The sequence below is a fragment of the Bacillus sp. BC05(2025) genome, from assembly GCF_056725905.1.
Genome location: NZ_JBWYRA010000002.1, coordinates 382,638 through 398,814, shown reverse-complemented (window position 1 = coordinate 398,814; position 16,177 = coordinate 382,638). Strand labels below are relative to the sequence as shown.

Genomic DNA, 16,177 nt, shown 5'->3' with positions numbered 1-16,177 from the left:
ATGTTTACGATGGTACAGAAGCTTTGGCTGACAGTAGTATGTGCAGTATTTGTAACAGTTTCTTTTCTCTATTTTGTATCTTTATACTCGTACGAAAAACTATACGTTGATAATTTAAAAGATTCATTAGTAACGGAGGGGAAGGGGCTTGCTGCGCAATATGATAAGCGTGAAGGCATATCAAATTTTGAAGAGAAAGTAAGAGCATTTGATCAAATATCTAGTTCAGACGTTCTTTTTGTATCCAACCCACGTGATTTAAGCGCATGCTTACCTTTTGATGTGCATCATCATTCTCTTATAAGTGAAGGGGACAGGCAAGCATTATTAGATGGGAAAACTGTGACAAAGATAGGATATGAGGAACATTTTGAACGTAATATTATGGGGGTTGTCATCCCTGTTTTAGAAAATAAAAAATTAGTAGGCATTGTATATTCTTATATTCCTTTAAAAAGTATAAAAGACTTAATATATGATATGGGCCTTATTTTGGCACCGTTAGCACTTGCTATAACTTTACTGACAATATGGATTGGCAGAAAAATTATTATTGCCATTACGAGACCGCTTTCGCAAATGGAACGAGTTGCGAATCATTTGGCTACGGGAGATTTCTCAGAACGAATTACAATTTCTTCTGAAGATGAAATTGGACGATTAGGAAAAGCATTTAATAAAATGGCAAATTCTTTAGAGACAGAAGACGTAAAGCGTAAGGAATTTCTAGCCAACGTTTCGCACGAACTAAGAACACCGCTTAGTTATATAAAAGGATATAGTGAGGCTATTTTAGATGGTGTAGCGAAGGGACCACAGCAAGAAAAAGTAACACAGCTCATCCATAAAGAAGCAGATCGTATGCAGCGTCTCGTACATGATTTATTAGATTTAGCACAATTAGAAGGGGAACATTTTCCGTTAAAGAAACAACCTATCGTTTTTTCACAGCTCATTGAAGATGTGCTAGATACGTATGAGCTTAAGTTTATAGAAAAGAAAATTCGTATTTCAACAAATTTAAACCCAGAAATCATTGTAATGATAGATGAGGATCGTATGCAACAAGTGCTTCATAACGTGTTAGATAATGCGATACGGTATACAAATCCAAACGGGGATATTATGATAACGCTTAGGCAGATAGATGATTATTGTGAATTGAACATAAAAGATACGGGAATCGGTATTGATACAGAGCATTTAGAAAATCTTGGCGAACGTTTTTATCGCGTTGATAAAGCGAGAAGTCGCCAACATGGTGGAACAGGTTTAGGTCTTGCTATTGTAAGACAAATTGTTCATATACATGATGGACAGTGGCGAATTGAAAGTGAAAAAGGGAATGGGACGACAGTTATTATTAAATTGAAAGTACAGGATGAGGCAAGCATGTTCTAGTTTTAGAGCGTGCTTTTTTATTCCGCTATTTGCCGGGCAGTGAGACCCCCACCTCAAAATTCAGCAGAAGCAAAGAAGTTAGGTGGGGGATGAACAAAACCCCCACTGATTAAAGTTTCACTTTATATGGGAGATAATAGTTATACAGAAAGATATAAATTAATATGTAATAAATATCGAAAATTTGACGATTTTATGAACAAAACATTTGTACTTCTTACTAATTCGTTCTAAAATAGTTATGATGCAAAGTTTTTATAAATCGTTTCAATTGTTGTTTGGAAGATACTGAGGTGATTTAACTGGAGTACAAATCGATTAAACCGAAAAAAATTTACGAAGAAGTATCTGAAGCTATTTTAACAATGATTAAAAATGGTACGTTAAAACCTGGTGACAAACTACTTCCTGTGCATCAATTAGCTGAGCAGTTTCAAGTTGGCAGATCTGCTGTTCGTGAAGCGCTAAGTGCGCTAAGAGCGATGGGCTTAATTGAGATGAAACAAGGAGAAGGTACATATGTGAAGAATTTCGATTCTTCTTCATTGACTAAATCATTAAACAATAGATTATTAATGAAGAAAGAAGATATTTTGAATTTATTAGAAGTGCGAAAGGTGCTTGAAGTGGGGGCAGTTCGAGCAGCTGCGGCAAAACGTACGGAAGAGAATTTGAAAAATATGAAACATTGGTTAGATGAAATGGCAAAGAGCATTGGAGATGAAAAAGCTGGTGAAAAAGCAGATTTTCAGTTCCATATGGGAATTGCGGAGTCTTCGCATAACAACATTTTGCTTGAACTCATGAATCATGTCTCAGAGATGATTGCTGAAACAATTGGTGAATCAAGACGCATTATTTTATATGGTGAACAAACAACATCAGAACGACTTATAGAAGAGCATCAAGTTATATATGATGCAGTGTTAAAGCAAGATGTAGAATTAGCGCAACAAGCAATGCTAAATCATTTAACAAATGTAGAACATATTGTCACAGGTATAAACGATATAAATTCGTAATTTAATCTTTTAAAAATCAAATTTTTTGATAAAATAGAGAGAGATTAAGTAAGCGTTTTCTTTAGAAGAGGGAGAGGATAGGCCATGGTTGAGCCTACTTCTTCTTTTCTCAGTCATCTGATGACCATATGTTTGTTGGTGGAGTTGTAAAAAGGGGGAGTAATAATTATGAAAGTTACTTTATTTGTTACTTGTTTAGTCGATATGTTTGAAACAAACGTCGGCAAAGCAACAGTTGAAGTGTTGGAGCGTTTAGGTTGTGAAATTGAATTTCCAGAAGCACAAGTTTGTTGTGGTCAGCCTGCTTATAATAGCGGCCATGTAGAAGCAGCAAAAGAAGCGATGAAACATATGATTGAAACTTTCGAAGATGCAGAATATATCGTTACGCCATCTGGCTCTTGTGCGACAATGTTTCATGAGTATCCGCATGTTTTTAAAGATGATCCGAAGTGGGCTAAACGTGCACAAAAAGTTGCTGATAAAACATATGAATTTACACAATTCATTGTAGATGTTTTAAAGGTTACTGATGTTGGTGCAAGTTTACCAGGGGTCGCTACTATTCATAAATCATGTCATATGACACGTATGCTTGGAGTAAAAGAGGCACCGGGAATTTTATTATCAAATGTAAAAGGATTAACTGTGAGAGAGTTACCAAATGTGCAAAATTGTTGCGGATTTGGGGGAACGTTTTCAGTGAAGATGACTCCGATTTCTGAGCAAATGGTAGATGAAAAGGTAGATAGTGCAATGGAAACAGGCGCTGATTATTTAATCGGTGCAGATTGTGGGTGTTTGTTAAACATTGGCGGACGTATTGAGCGTTTAGGAAAAGAAATAAAAGTAATGCATATTGCTGAGGTACTGAATAGTCGCTCATGAAGGGGGAACATAAGCTATGTCTATGAAAATCAGTGAGAAAAAATTTAATGATCGCGTTGGCGATGGAATTCAAGATTCGTTTATGCGCGGAGCAGTATCTTCTGCACAAACACGCTTATATACGAATCGTTTAAAAGCAGCAGATGAATTAGGAAACTGGGAAGAATGGCGCGAACTCGGTGAAGAAATTCGTCAACATACGTTAGAAAATCTTGATTATTACTTAATGCAGTTAAGTGAAAATGTATCAAAAAGAGGCGGACATGTGTACTTTGCGAAAACGAAAGAGGAAGCAGCAAAGTATATTCAAGACGTTGCAAAAAAGAAGCAGGCAAAAAAGGTAGTAAAATCAAAATCGATGGTAACAGAAGAAATTAGTATGAACCATGCGCTTGAAGAAATCGGTTGTGAAGTGTTAGAAAGTGATCTAGGAGAGTATATTCTGCAAGTAGATAACGATCCACCTTCCCATATTATTGCGCCTGCTCTTCATAAAAATAGAACGCAAATTCGTGATGTATTTAAAGAAAAGCTTGGCTATGAAAATTCTGATGATCCATACGAAATGACAAAGTTTGTTCGTAAACAACTTCGAGAAAAATTTATGGATGCAGAAATTGGTGTGACAGGTTGTAACTTCGCTGTTGCAAATACTGGTTCTCTTTGTTTAGTAACGAATGAAGGTAATGCCGATCTTGTTATGTCGATTCCGAAAACACAAATTGCAGTAATGGGTATGGAACGCATGGTTCCGACAATGGAAGAATTAGATGTTTTAGTTGGTTTACTATGTCGTAGTGCAGTAGGTCAAAAGTTAACAAGTTATGTAACTGTAGCGGGACCAATTCAAGAAGAGGAAGTAGATGGACCAGAAGAATTCCACTTAGTTATTGTCGATAATGGGCGTTCTCAAATTCTTGGATCTGAATTCCGTCAAGTGTTGCAATGTATTCGTTGTGCTGCTTGTGTCAACGTATGCCCTGTATATCGTCATGTTGGTGGACATTCATATGGCTCTATATACTCAGGACCAATTGGTGCGGTATTAACACCACTTTTAGGTGGATATGATGATTACAAAGAGCTTCCTTATGCCTCTAGTTTATGCGGGGCATGTACAGAAGCTTGTCCAGTAAAAATTCCATTGCATGATTTATTATTAAAACATCGCCAAGTTATCGTTGAGCAAGAAGGACGTGCTCCACTTGCAGAAAAATTAGCAATGAAAATGTTTAGTATGGGTGCATCTTCAGCAGCTTTATATAAAATGGGATCAAAAATGGCGCCAGCAGCAATGAGTCCATTTACATCTGGTAACCGTGTATCAAAGGGTGTTGGGCCACTTAAAAACTGGACAGATATTCGTGAATTCCCGGCTCCAAGTAAAGAAAGATTCCGTGATTGGTATAAAGATCATAAGAAAGGCGGGGACAAATAATGACAGGATTAATTCAAAACCGTGAGTCCTTTCTAGATAATATTGCAAAAGAACTTGGACGCACGCGTAAAACGGATGGTGTAAAACGTCCAGTGTGGAAAAATAATGTGAATAAAGAAACGTTAAAAGATTATTCACAAGAAGAATTGTTAGAAGTATTTAAAAATCAATGTACAAACATTCATACGACTGTTGTGGAAACGACAAATGACCGTTTACGTGAAGATATTCAAAAAGTAATCGTCGAAAACGGCGGGGGACCTATTATGTTATCAGCAGATGACCGTTTTGATTCCTATGGATTGACGTCTTTATTTAAAGAAGAGCTTCCAAATCAAAATGTTGAAGTGAATGTATGGGATCCTGAGAAAAAAGAAGAGAATATGCGTATCGCGGAAAGAGCGAATATTGGAATTGCATTTAGTGATTATACTTTAGCTGAATCTGGTACAATCGTTGTACAAAGTCATAAAGGCCAAGGTCGTTCTTTACACTTTTTACCGACTGTATACTTTGCTATTATTCCACGTGAAACACTTGTGCCTCGTATTACACAAGCAGTTGAGGATATGAATTCGCGTATAGAAAATGGTGAGAAAGTGGCATCTTGTATTAACTTTATTACAGGACCTAGTAACTCGGCAGATATTGAAATGAACCTTGTTGTCGGGGTACACGGACCATTAAAAGCAGTATATTTCATCGTATAAAAGAGGGGAAAGCAGGCCAGAAAAAGGCCTGCTTTTTTAATAGAATAGAGATAATATGAAGTAGAAGTTCTCTCCTTTTTTTGCTATGTTCTTCTGGAAAGGAGAGGAAGGGATGTTCACTTATGTATATGCATTGTTAGTGGGGATGGTGTTTGGTTCTTTTTTTATGGTAATTGCGATGAGAGTTCCGCTAGGTGAGTCTATCATTGCCCCGCGTTCACATTGTCATTATTGTAAGTATGTGCTAAAGCCAAAAGAATTGATTCCAATCATTTCATTTTGTATACAAAGGGGACGGTGTACGAATTGTAAGAGAGAAATTTCAATTTTGTACGTAGTATTTGAACTTGTAACCGGAATGATATTTTTTCTTACTGTATATATGATTGGAATGGAACAAGAACTTATTATTATTTTATCGCTTTTTTCATTACTTCTTATTATTTCAGTTACAGATTACATATATATGTTAATCCCAAATCGTATTTTAGCTTGGTTCTCCTGTTTACTTATTTTAGAATGTATTTTTGTACCGTTAGTCACTTGGCCAGATAGTATAGTTGGTAGTGGCATTATATTCATTTTGTTATATTGCATGCAAAAGATATATCCAGAAGGGCTTGGGGGAGGGGATATAAAATTACTTTCGTTACTTGGATTTATAGTGGGACTGAAAGGGATTTTTATCGTTTTATTTTTAGCATCTTGTTTTAGTTTATGTTTCTTTGGAGTTGGTCTTGTATTAAAACGTATAAAAATGAGGACTCCAATTCCGTTTGGTCCCTTTATTAGCCTTGGGGCAATATGTTACATGTTGATCACATATGCGAAATAGAGAGGGGATGGAACATGAATGTATATATGGACGATCAAAGAAGTTGTCCGTACGGATATGTGCCCGCAACTACAGTAGAACGCGCTTTGCAAATGGTTCGGGATTATGATGTGAATATTCTTTCCCTTGACTTTAACATGGGATGGGGAGAAAAAAGTGGATTAGATTTTGTAGAGGCTTTTTGTAAAGAGGGTTTATACGTAAATGAAATGCACCTTCATACGAATGATATCATCGGTATGTACAAGATGAAACAGAGAATTGAAAAGGGAAAGGAAGAAGGAGAAATTAATCCTCATCTTGTTGTTAAATATGTGGGGAGCTAAAAACTCCAAAGTAAAAAACTTTGGAGTTTTTAATGTTTCAAATGCGCTTGCAACGGAATAATCTCTTCTTGTTGAGCTACTACTAATTCGGCTTCTTCTTGTTTGACGTCAGGTGCTTTCTTTGTTATGTAATGGTATACCATACCAACAAATACAGACCCGCCAATAATGTTACCGATTGTAACTGGAATTAAGTTATGAACAGCACCTGTAAAAGAAATTGTCTCCGGATGCGGTGAAACTAAAGATAAAGCAAATAGTGATAAGTTTGCAATGCTATGCTCGTAACCAGATAAGAAGAATGTAAAAACGAGTAGCATCATCATCATAATTTTTGCTGTATCACCTTTCACTTGAGAAGGTAAGAAACAAGCAAGACATACGAGCCAGTTACATAAAATCGCTTTAAAGAATAATTGAATTGTAGGTGTATTCATTTTTCCTTCTACCACTTTATTCATGAAATGACCGTGATCAATTGCTTCGAAAATTCCAGTTGCATAAAATAGTAAAGCAAAGAATAAAGCACCAGCTAAATTTCCTGCATAACAAGCGACCCAGTTACGAAGTGTATCGGAAATCGTTGTTTCTTTTCTTAAAGTTGCTACAGTGAAGTACATTGTGTTTCCAGTAAACAATTCAGCACCGCCATATATAATAAGGACGAGGGCAATTCCGAAAAACATAGAAGCCGCTAAATAAGTGGCTGGTGAATCTGCAATGTGAAAGAAGTTACCTAATTTAAAACATAGTACGATAATAAAACCGATATAAATACCCGCAAGTGCGGCACGAATGAAATATTGCATCGGGTTTATATCTAGCATTTGTTTTTTGCTCTTAGCCAGTTTGACAACATAATCTAATCCTTGTTCTAGCATGAGTAATACGCTCCTTTAGTACATCATCTATAAATGCTCCTTATATGAATAAAGTACATGGATTTGGTCATAGTTTCAATAAGTTTGTGCAATGTTTCACAAAAAGGACATACATACATAAAGAAAACGTTTTCAAAAAGTAGTATAATAGAAATTTTTCTGGACATTGAGAGGGAGAAAGGAAAAAGAAAAAGCGCTGTAATTACAGCGCTTTTTCGTCTAAATTCTTTTCGACTTTTGTTTCTACTTCTTTCGAGAAAAACCAGCCGCCAACTGCGATTCCAACTAATACAATCCAGAATGTAAGTTTCCAAGGTGTAGATTCTGGGAATGAATGTGGAATTACATTTAATGCAGGGTGTGCTAATGTATAAACTGCTAGTTTCACACCAACCCAACCTACAATTAAGAATGCTGCAGTTTCAAGTCCTGGCTTACGTTTTAAGATTTGTACGAAAGCAGTTGCCGCAAATCGCATAATGATTAATCCGATAAGTCCACCTACAAAGATAACAACGAATTGCCCAGTATCAAGACTACCAATTGTACCTAATCCTGTTTTCGGTAAAGTCATTGCTAATGCAACGGCAGCTAAGATTGAATCAACTGCGAAGGCGATATCTGCAACTTCAACTTTAAATACAGTCCACCAAAAGTTCTCTTGTTTTTTCTTTGCTTCTTTTTCTTCTGTTTCTTCATCCGTATTCTTTTTAACATACGTTTTAAATAAGTGATTACCAGCGATAAACATAAGGTAAATGGCACCGATTGCTTGCACTTGCCATACGTCGACTAGGAACGAAATCATAAATAACGATCCGAAACGGAAAACAAATGCCCCCGCTAATCCGTAAAATAGTGCTTTCTTTCGTTTTTCTTCTGGTAAATGTTTTACCATAATTGCAAGAACAAGAGCGTTATCAGCTGCTAAAATCCCCTCTAGTGCAATTAGGATAAGTAATACCCAACCATACTCCAATAATAATGATACATCCATGTACATTCTCCTCTCATTTCTATAAGTACTAAATAAGTGAAGAATTTCCCCACTATTTAGTTTCCCCATACTCCTGCCTATTAACTTTGGAAGAATTTGGAAATGGATGCAAAAAAGACCTCTGCCGTTAATAGGCAAAGGTCTTGCTAGACATATGTAATGAAAATGCCAACAAAGCCGGAAGAACTAAGTTCTACGTAATGACGACTTTGTTTCCAAGAAATATTCTTGGACGCTACTCCCCTTTGGAGATATGCTATTGTACTCTCATTATATGGATAATTTATACGGTTGTCAACCTGTTAAAATATCTTCGTTCGGATATTTTATTTTTCGGTTCTTTTTACGTGCAAATGAAAAAGCAAGGGTTAAAGGTCCCATTTTGCCGAAAAACATCATAAAGATAATAATAGTTTTTCCAATCATCGTTAAGTGCGGTGTGAAATTCATACTGAGACCGACAGTTCCAAATGCTGAAAATACTTCGAAAGCACTCATCAATAGAGGAACTCGCTCAGTAATACTCAAAATTAAAATAGCAAAAAAGATAAATGAAATAGAAATAATAGTGATGGTCAACGATTTGACAATAAGAGTATCTTTAATAGATTTTTTAAACACGACAATATCATCTTGTTCTTGTAAAAATTTAAATACTCCAAAAAACATGATTAAAAAGGTTGTTAATTTAATCCCACCGCCAGTTGAAGCACTACCGGCGCCGATAAACATTAGAAGCATCATTAATAAAAGAGAAGGCTTTGATAATGCAGAAATATCAACTGTATTAAACCCGGCAGTACGCGTTGAAATAGCTTGGAAATAAGCAGCCATGCCTTCTTCAAATGGAGTAAATCCTCTCATAGAGAGAGAATTGTGGAACTCGAATATAAAAATAAAAATAGTCGCAATAATATTGACGATTAGAGTAGAAGAGAGCATAAGTTTTGAGTGTAATGTAAGGTTTTTAAAATTTTTCTTTCTTTTTATATCTACGATTACTGTAAAACCAATCCCACCTAAAATAATGAGGGAGGAAATGACGAGATTGACAAGAATGCTATGAGAATGAGACATTAAATTATCGCTCCAAACAGAAAAACCAGCATTGTTAAAAGCAGAGATGGAATGAAAAAAGCTATAATAGATCCCTTTAGCAATCCCATATTTCGGTACCCATTCAAAAGAAAGAATGAAAGTAGCGATACATTCGACTGTAAAGGAGAATAAAAATAATGCTTTGGCAAGACGGATGACACCGCCTATATTCGTTTGATTTAACGCTTGTTGCAGTAAAATTCGGTTTTGAAGGCCAATTTTTCTGCCGAGCATAATCGCAATTAAAACGGCAAAACTCATAATGCCAAGCCCGCCCACTTGTATAAGCGTTAAAATGACACATTGACCAAATAAAGTAAATACTTTTCCAGTGTCCACAACACCAAGCCCTGTAACCGTACAAGCAGAAACTGTTGTAAATAAAGCATCGAGCCATGAAATAGATGTTGTTGTAGCAATTGGTAGTTTTAATAAGCATGTACCTATAATTGATAACATGATAAAAGACAAAGTAAGAACGCGGGGAGGACTCATGCGAATGTTAATCCGTTTCATGTTACATACCGTTCCTTTCTGTTTGCTCTTACTAGTATGTGAAAAAGTACGTTTATGTATGTTAAAAATAGAAAGAGGCAGAGAATATCTGCCTCTAAGCCATATGTTATAGTGTTATCCGCGTAATTGTTGTTGAGCTAAAGAGACAAGACGTTTTGTTACTTCACCGCCAACTGATCCGTTAGAACGTGATGCAGTATTAGACCCTAAGCTTACGCCGAATTCTTGTGCAATTTCATATTTAAATTGATCAAGTGCTTGTTCAGCACCTGGAACTAGTAATTTGTTTGTTTTTGCCATGATGATACACATCCTTATAAGTAGTCCAGTCCAGCTAAGTACTTATCTGAACTGGTACTGTTATTTTATGTGGAACCGGCGTGCTCATACGCGGAAGTAATCGGTGTGATTAGAAGTTATTGGATAGAAAAAAGAGTAGCAAATTTGCTACTCTTTTTTTAGTATTGTCGCTGTACCTTCCACGACAATATCATCCGATTGATTATATATATTTGTTTGCAACGTAATGATTTTTTTATCGTCACGTTTTTTGATGACTTCTGCCACAACGCGAAGTGTATCGCCAATTTTGACAGGAGCACGGAATGAAACGTTTTGAGATAGATAAATCGTATTTTTTCCTGGAAGTTTCGTACCAAGGATGGTAGAAATAAAACTCGAAACGAGCATACCATGGGCAATACGTTCTTTAAACATTGTCGTTTTTGCAAAAGAGTCTAAAATATGAATAGGATTCACATCTCCAGTCAATTTTGCAAAATTGATAACGTCCTCATCCGTAATCGTTTTTGTAAGTGATGCTTGATCACCGACTTGAATCTCATCATAACGAAGCTCCGGGACGGTTTGTGCTTCTTGAAATGGATTCATTTTGTCCTCCTTCTTTTCCATATCGAAAAATGCTAGCCATCTTGATGTAGTAGGAGGAAGAAAGAGTTTTGTTTGTGCTGCAGTTAGCTCCCACATTTTTCTTACTTGATGGAAGTAAATAGATTTTTTGAGTTTTCCTCGAACTTTTTTGCGAGTTCCAACTGTTTTGTCTTGAAATCTTCCAAAAAACCTTCTAACTGTTTTTGAGCCTCTTCACGTTGTAATTGTTGTTGTTCAATAAATTGCTTAGTTGTTTCTTCAAATTGACCGCTTGTTTGAGTAAGGATAGACAAAGATGTTTTTGTAGGAGAAACAGTTAACTGTTGCATATGAGCAGAAAGTTCTTTCCACTTGTCTTGCCACTCGTTAATTTGATCATTTAAGGAGTTTCCAGTTAATTGCTTCACATAATCTGTATATTGATTATTGAATTGATTAGTGAATTGTTGCAGTTCTTTTTCTAGTTCATCTACTCCTGATGTTAATTTATGCAAAGCGTCTTGTTGTTGTTTTAATGTTTCTAAAGTAAGTTGCTCTAATTGTTTCCCAGCTGAAGAGAAAAGGGAAAGAGATTGAGACCAGTTTTTCCAAAATGCATCGACCAATTCGTATGGTTTAGTTTCCATTGTTTGACCCCCAAATGTTTTTTTGCATATTGTGAACGCAGATTACTCTGCTGTACCACCAGGTGAAGATGAAGAATCCTTTTCATCCTTTTCTGGAGAAGTGGCAAATGGAAAGAATGCGTTCGTATATAACGTGAAAAACGTTCGCAGCATATTTTGGTAATGCTCAAAAGAAGTTGCACATGTTGCTAAATATTTCTCTCCATATTCAGTTAAAGAATAAATTCTTTTTGCTGGCCCTCCTTCGCTTGTATCCCAAGTAGAAGAAATGAGGTTTTCTTTTTCTAATTTGCGTAGTGTTCTATAGACATTACCTTGGTCAACAGAAGAAAAGCCGATATCCATTAGCATTTGAATAAGTTTGTAACCATGAAGACTCCAGTCTTTTAGACATAGAAGTAAGAAGGGAACTAAGAAGTTTTTTGGCATGGAGTTTGGTTGTTTTGCTTGGTTGTTCTCCAAACTTTCGCGTTGTTCTGGTTCATTATGTAGCATGATTGTGCATCACCTCATGAATCAGTTAGATGGAATTTTTTGCTTATAAGTGCAATTTACACCTATCTGTTTTTAAAGTCAATACATTTGTTAGAAAATAGAAAAAAATAAAATATAGACTTGAAGTTTTATTCAGAATATTAGAAAATAATGAATAGGTTGAATTGTTTCAAAAACAAAAAAGGGAGTGTAGGTAAAGTGATTGATCAAAAATTCGATCCACTACAAGCATGGAAAAATGCTTATGAACAAACCGAAACATTTTGGGGAAAAGCGCTCAATGAAACAATTAAAACAGAAGAATATTCTGCTTGGATGGGCAGCGTTCTAGATTTGAATTTGTTTTATCAAAAAGCATTAAATGATACGACAAAAAATTATTTAGAGCAGGTGAATGTGCCTACGAAAGAGGATATCGCTAGAGTGGCTACGCTTGTTATTAACTTAGAAAATAAAGTGGATAACATTGAGGAGTTTCTAGAAGAGAAGGTAGAGTCAGTAGGACAAGCTCCTACATTGAAGCGTGATGTTACGAAAGTAAAACAAGATATTCGCACGCTAGAAACGAAAGTTGATCAAATTTTACAATTGCTAGAAAAGCAAAATGCAGTACTAGCGAAACTACAAGAACCTGTAAAAGAAGAAGTAAAACCTACGAATAAACCAGAAAATAAAAAGTGATAATGGCGCTTGTTTATAACAGGTAGAAGAGAGGGGGAGAATCTCTTTTACGTGTAAAAACAGCGAAACATAATTATATAGGGACTCCATAGTATGAGTACCAAAATGATTCATAATAATCGTTCACAAATTCATTTAAGGGGGAAAAGAAATGGTTCAATTAAATGGCAAAGTAGCAATCGTAACAGGTGGAGCAAAAGGAATTGGAAAAGCGATTACAGTAGCGTTAGCACAAGAGGGAGCAAAAGTTGTTATTAACTATAACAGCAGCAAAGAAGCAGCTGAAAACTTAGTAAATGAATTAGGAAAAGAAGGGCATGACGTTTATGCAGTTCAAGCGGATGTTTCTAAAGTAGAAGATGCAAACCGACTTGTAGAAGAAGCAGTGAATCATTTTGGTAAAGTTGATATTCTTGTTAATAATGCTGGTATTACAAGAGATCGTACATTCAAAAAATTAAATCGTGAAGATTGGGAACGCGTAATTGACGTGAACTTAAGCAGTGTGTTTAATACGACAAGCGCGGTACTTCCATACATAACGGAAGCAGAAGAAGGAAGAATTATTAGTATTTCTTCTATCATTGGACAAGCTGGTGGATTTGGACAAACAAACTATTCAGCAGCGAAAGCAGGTATGCTAGGATTTACAAAATCATTAGCATTAGAGCTTGCAAAAACAAATGTAACTGTAAATGCTATTTGCCCAGGATTTATTGATACTGAAATGGTAGCAGAAGTACCAGAAGAAGTACGCCAAAAAATCGTTGCGAAAATCCCGAAAAAACGTTTTGGTCAAGCTGATGAAATTGCAAAAGGTGTAGTATACCTATGCCGTGACGGTGCTTATATCACTGGTCAGCAATTAAACATTAACGGCGGATTATATATGTAATGAAGTAAGAAAAAAGTGCATATCCATAGCAGGAATGCACTTCTTTTTTTAGAAGGAAATCGACCAAAAAGGAGATAGAAAAATGACTACATTCGTAACAGAATGGGAAAAGCAATTAGAGCTATACCCAGAAGAGTACCGAAAAGCGTACCGCCGTGTGAAAAGGGCGAGTGAAATTTTATTACGTGAACCAGAACCACAAGTAGGATTAACGCCGAAAGAGGTTATTTGGACGAAGAATAAGACGAAGCTTTATCGCTACATTCCAAAACAAGAAAAAACACAAAGAGTTCCAATTCTATTAATATATGCTCTTATTAATAAACCCTATATTATGGATTTAACTCCTGGAAATAGTTTAGTGGAATATCTAGTGGACCGTGGTTTTGATGTGTATATGCTTGATTGGGGCACATTTGGTTTAGAAGATAGTCATTTGAAATTTGATGATTTCGTGTTTGATTATATTGCAAAAGCAGTGAAAAAAGTAATGCGAACTGCAAAATCGGACGAGATTTCTTTACTTGGTTATTGTATGGGTGGAACGCTAACTTCTATTTATGCGGCACTTCATCCACACATGCCAATTCGTAACCTAATCTTTATGACAAGTCCTTTTGATTTCTCTGAAACAGGATTATATGGTCCGCTATTAGATGAGAAATACTTCAATCTAGATAAAGCGGTTGATACATTTGGAAATATTCCGCCAGAAATGATTGATTTCGGAAACAAAATGTTAAAACCAATTACGAACTTTGTTGGTCCATATGTTGCTTTAGTAGATCGTTCAGAGAATGAGCGCTTCGTTGAAAGCTGGAGGTTAGTTCAAAAGTGGGTTGGTGATGGCATTCCGTTCCCAGGTGAATCATACAGACAGTGGATTCGTGATTTTTATCAAAACAATAAACTAGTTAAGGGTGAACTCGTTATTCGTGGACAAAAGGTAGACCTTGCAAATATTAAGGCGAATGTCTTAAATATTTCAGGGAAACGTGATCATATCGCCCTGCCATGCCAAGTAGAAGCGTTGCTAGATCATATTTCTAGCACAGATAAACAATATGTATGTTTACCAACGGGACATATGTCGATTGTTTACGGTGGAACAGCAATCAAACAAACGTATCCGACGATTGGAGATTGGCTTTACGAGCGTTCGAAGTAAAAATGAAAAAGTCCAGCTAGCATACGTTAGTTGGATTTTTTTATGGAAAATAACAAAACATAGAAAGGAGAAATTTATATTTTAGGAGTATAATTATGAAACTTATGACTGGTAAGTTGTTTTGGAATACAGGAGTTTCTATACCTTGTTATCCGTCGTTAGAAAATGATATGATATGTGATGTGCTTGTAGTCGGAAGCGGTGAAGCAGGTGCTCATATAGCGTATTCGTTAGCTAAAATTGGAATGCACGTTACACTCATTGAAAAACGAGAAATTGCTTGCGGCAGTACAGCTGCTAATACAGGTTTACTACAATTTTTGCATGATAAATCGTTAACCTCACTTATCCATACATTTGGTGAAGAAAAAGGGGTACGAGCATATAAGCTTTGTTACGAAGCGTTACGAACGATGGAGAAAGTTGTACCGACTCTCGATATTGATCCCCAGTTTATTCCGCGAAATAGTTTATATTATGCAAGTAAAAGTGAGGATGTCTCATTTTTACAAAAGGAGTACAATACGTTACAGAATTATGGATTTCCGGTTGAGTATTTTACAGAATCTGATGTGAAAAAACGTTATCCTTTCACAAAACAAGCGGCATTATACACACACGGTGATGCCGAGGTGAATCCGTATTTATTAACGCATAGCCTTTTGCATAAAGCAAATCAAATGGGGGCTACTATATATGAACGTACAGAGGCCATACATATAAAAAAAATTCAAAATGATTTAATTTGTTATACGAAAACAGGAAATCAAATTGTAGCAAAGAATATTATTATGGCGACAGGTTATGAAGAAGTTTTCGGAAAGAAAGAGAAAAATACAACAGTGGAAACATCATATGCAGTTGTGACAAATAAGGTAGATTCATTTGAAGGTTGGCACGAACGATCATTAATTTGGGAAACAGCAAGGCCTTATTTGTATTTTCGTACGTATAGAAACCGTATTATTGTAGGCGGATTAGATGAAGCGATGCAAATTCAAACAATCGGTGATACGAAATTATTGCATAAGCGTGATATCCTTATTAACATTGTAAGAGAGATGTTCCCCCAGTATAAGAATATACAGGCAGAGTACTATTGGGCAGCGGCATTTGGCAGTAGTCAAGACGGTCTCCCAATTTTAAAAGAAGATAAAAAGATACATAATTTATTTTACGCATTGCCCTTTGGAGGTAATGGAACTGTGTATGGAATGGTATTTGCCAAAATATTTGAGCAGTTATTTACAAATAAAGAAGGCAAAGATTTTTCTTTATTTAATCGATAGAAAAAGGTAGCGAAGTGATG

At 35.9% G+C, this 16,177-nt stretch carries 18 protein-coding genes and 1 riboswitch; of the genes, 11 read left to right on the top strand and 7 right to left on the bottom strand.

Features of this window, described 5'->3' with window-relative positions; genetic code table 11:
• The 7 genes from ACZ76X_RS07945 (at position 1) to ACZ76X_RS07915 (ending at position 6,620) form a co-directional block, all read left to right on the top strand.
• Positions 1-1,401, top strand: a complete 1,401-nt coding sequence (locus ACZ76X_RS07945) for a sensor histidine kinase (protein ID WP_098670161.1) — start codon at positions 1-3, stop codon at positions 1,399-1,401.
• Between the two features lie 332 nt (positions 1,402-1,733).
• Positions 1,734-2,423: a FadR/GntR family transcriptional regulator gene (locus ACZ76X_RS07940; protein WP_479850438.1), complete on the top strand. Its 690-nt coding sequence runs from the start codon at positions 1,734-1,736 to the stop codon at positions 2,421-2,423.
• A gap of 168 nt (positions 2,424-2,591) precedes the next feature.
• On the top strand, positions 2,592-3,311 hold the full coding sequence (locus ACZ76X_RS07935; protein WP_479850113.1) for a (Fe-S)-binding protein: 720 nt from the start codon (positions 2,592-2,594) through the stop codon (positions 3,309-3,311).
• Between the two features lie 16 nt (positions 3,312-3,327).
• On the top strand, positions 3,328-4,749 hold the full coding sequence (locus ACZ76X_RS07930) for a LutB/LldF family L-lactate oxidation iron-sulfur protein (RefSeq protein WP_098669867.1): 1,422 nt from the start codon (positions 3,328-3,330) through the stop codon (positions 4,747-4,749).
• Positions 4,749-5,459 (top strand): LutC/YkgG family protein, encoded by a 711-nt coding sequence (locus ACZ76X_RS07925; RefSeq protein WP_479850112.1) that lies wholly within the window; start codon positions 4,749-4,751, stop codon positions 5,457-5,459. The genes ACZ76X_RS07930 and ACZ76X_RS07925 overlap by 1 nt, the downstream gene beginning before the upstream one ends.
• A 112-nt stretch (positions 5,460-5,571) precedes the next feature.
• Positions 5,572-6,294 (top strand): prepilin peptidase, encoded by a 723-nt coding sequence (locus tag ACZ76X_RS07920; protein ID WP_479850111.1) that lies wholly within the window; start codon positions 5,572-5,574, stop codon positions 6,292-6,294.
• A gap of 14 nt (positions 6,295-6,308) precedes the next feature.
• Entirely contained in the window at positions 6,309-6,620 is a 312-nt protein-coding gene (locus ACZ76X_RS07915) for a cyclic-phosphate processing receiver domain-containing protein (protein ID WP_098669870.1), read from the top strand.
• Between the two features lie 29 nt (positions 6,621-6,649).
• Here ACZ76X_RS07915 and ACZ76X_RS07910 read toward each other — a convergent pair whose 3' ends face one another.
• The 7 genes from ACZ76X_RS07910 to phaQ form a co-directional block, all read right to left on the bottom strand.
• Positions 6,650-7,501: a formate/nitrite transporter family protein gene (locus ACZ76X_RS07910; protein ID WP_479850110.1), complete on the bottom strand. Its 852-nt coding sequence runs from the start codon at positions 7,499-7,501 to the stop codon at positions 6,650-6,652.
• Positions 7,502-7,703: 202 nt separating this feature from the next.
• A complete protein-coding gene (locus ACZ76X_RS07905; RefSeq protein WP_000383325.1) occupies positions 7,704-8,498 on the bottom strand; it encodes a TerC family protein in 795 nt (264 codons plus the stop codon).
• Between the two features lie 90 nt (positions 8,499-8,588).
• A riboswitch (yybP-ykoY riboswitch) is annotated at positions 8,589-8,754 on the bottom strand.
• 38 nt (positions 8,755-8,792) lie between these two features.
• A complete protein-coding gene (locus ACZ76X_RS07900) occupies positions 8,793-10,172 on the bottom strand; it encodes a TrkH family potassium uptake protein (RefSeq protein ID WP_479850437.1) in 1,380 nt (459 codons plus the stop codon).
• A gap of 54 nt (positions 10,173-10,226) precedes the next feature.
• The gene (locus ACZ76X_RS07895; protein WP_001140707.1) at positions 10,227-10,412 is read right to left on the bottom strand and encodes an alpha/beta-type small acid-soluble spore protein; all 186 of its coding nucleotides are present in this window, start codon (positions 10,410-10,412) and stop codon (positions 10,227-10,229) included.
• A gap of 147 nt (positions 10,413-10,559) precedes the next feature.
• Positions 10,560-11,003, bottom strand: coding sequence for a MaoC family dehydratase (locus ACZ76X_RS07890; protein WP_001067916.1), 444 nt, complete (start codon positions 11,001-11,003; stop codon positions 10,560-10,562).
• A gap of 101 nt (positions 11,004-11,104) precedes the next feature.
• Complete coding sequence (gene phaP, locus ACZ76X_RS07885; RefSeq protein ID WP_098669873.1) at positions 11,105-11,629, bottom strand: polyhydroxyalkanoic acid inclusion protein PhaP; 525 nt, start codon at positions 11,627-11,629, stop codon at positions 11,105-11,107.
• Between the two features lie 42 nt (positions 11,630-11,671).
• On the bottom strand, positions 11,672-12,124 hold the full coding sequence (gene phaQ, locus ACZ76X_RS07880; protein WP_000903021.1) for a poly-beta-hydroxybutyrate-responsive repressor: 453 nt from the start codon (positions 12,122-12,124) through the stop codon (positions 11,672-11,674).
• 198 nt (positions 12,125-12,322) lie between these two features.
• Here phaQ and phaR point away from each other — a divergent pair, with 198 nt between their 5' ends.
• The 4 genes from phaR to ACZ76X_RS07860 all read left to right on the top strand — a co-directional run bounded on the left by phaR (position 12,323) and on the right by ACZ76X_RS07860 (position 16,157).
• A complete protein-coding gene (phaR, locus tag ACZ76X_RS07875) occupies positions 12,323-12,805 on the top strand; it encodes a polyhydroxyalkanoic acid synthase subunit PhaR (RefSeq protein WP_098669874.1) in 483 nt (160 codons plus the stop codon).
• 151 nt (positions 12,806-12,956) lie between these two features.
• A complete protein-coding gene (locus tag ACZ76X_RS07870; RefSeq protein WP_000250412.1) occupies positions 12,957-13,700 on the top strand; it encodes an acetoacetyl-CoA reductase in 744 nt (247 codons plus the stop codon).
• 82 nt (positions 13,701-13,782) lie between these two features.
• A complete protein-coding gene (phaC, locus tag ACZ76X_RS07865) occupies positions 13,783-14,868 on the top strand; it encodes a class III poly(R)-hydroxyalkanoic acid synthase subunit PhaC (protein WP_479850109.1) in 1,086 nt (361 codons plus the stop codon).
• Positions 14,869-14,963: 95 nt separating this feature from the next.
• Positions 14,964-16,157, top strand: a complete 1,194-nt coding sequence (locus ACZ76X_RS07860) for an NAD(P)/FAD-dependent oxidoreductase (protein ID WP_479850108.1) — start codon at positions 14,964-14,966, stop codon at positions 16,155-16,157.
• Positions 16,158-16,177: the final 20 nt, after the last annotated feature.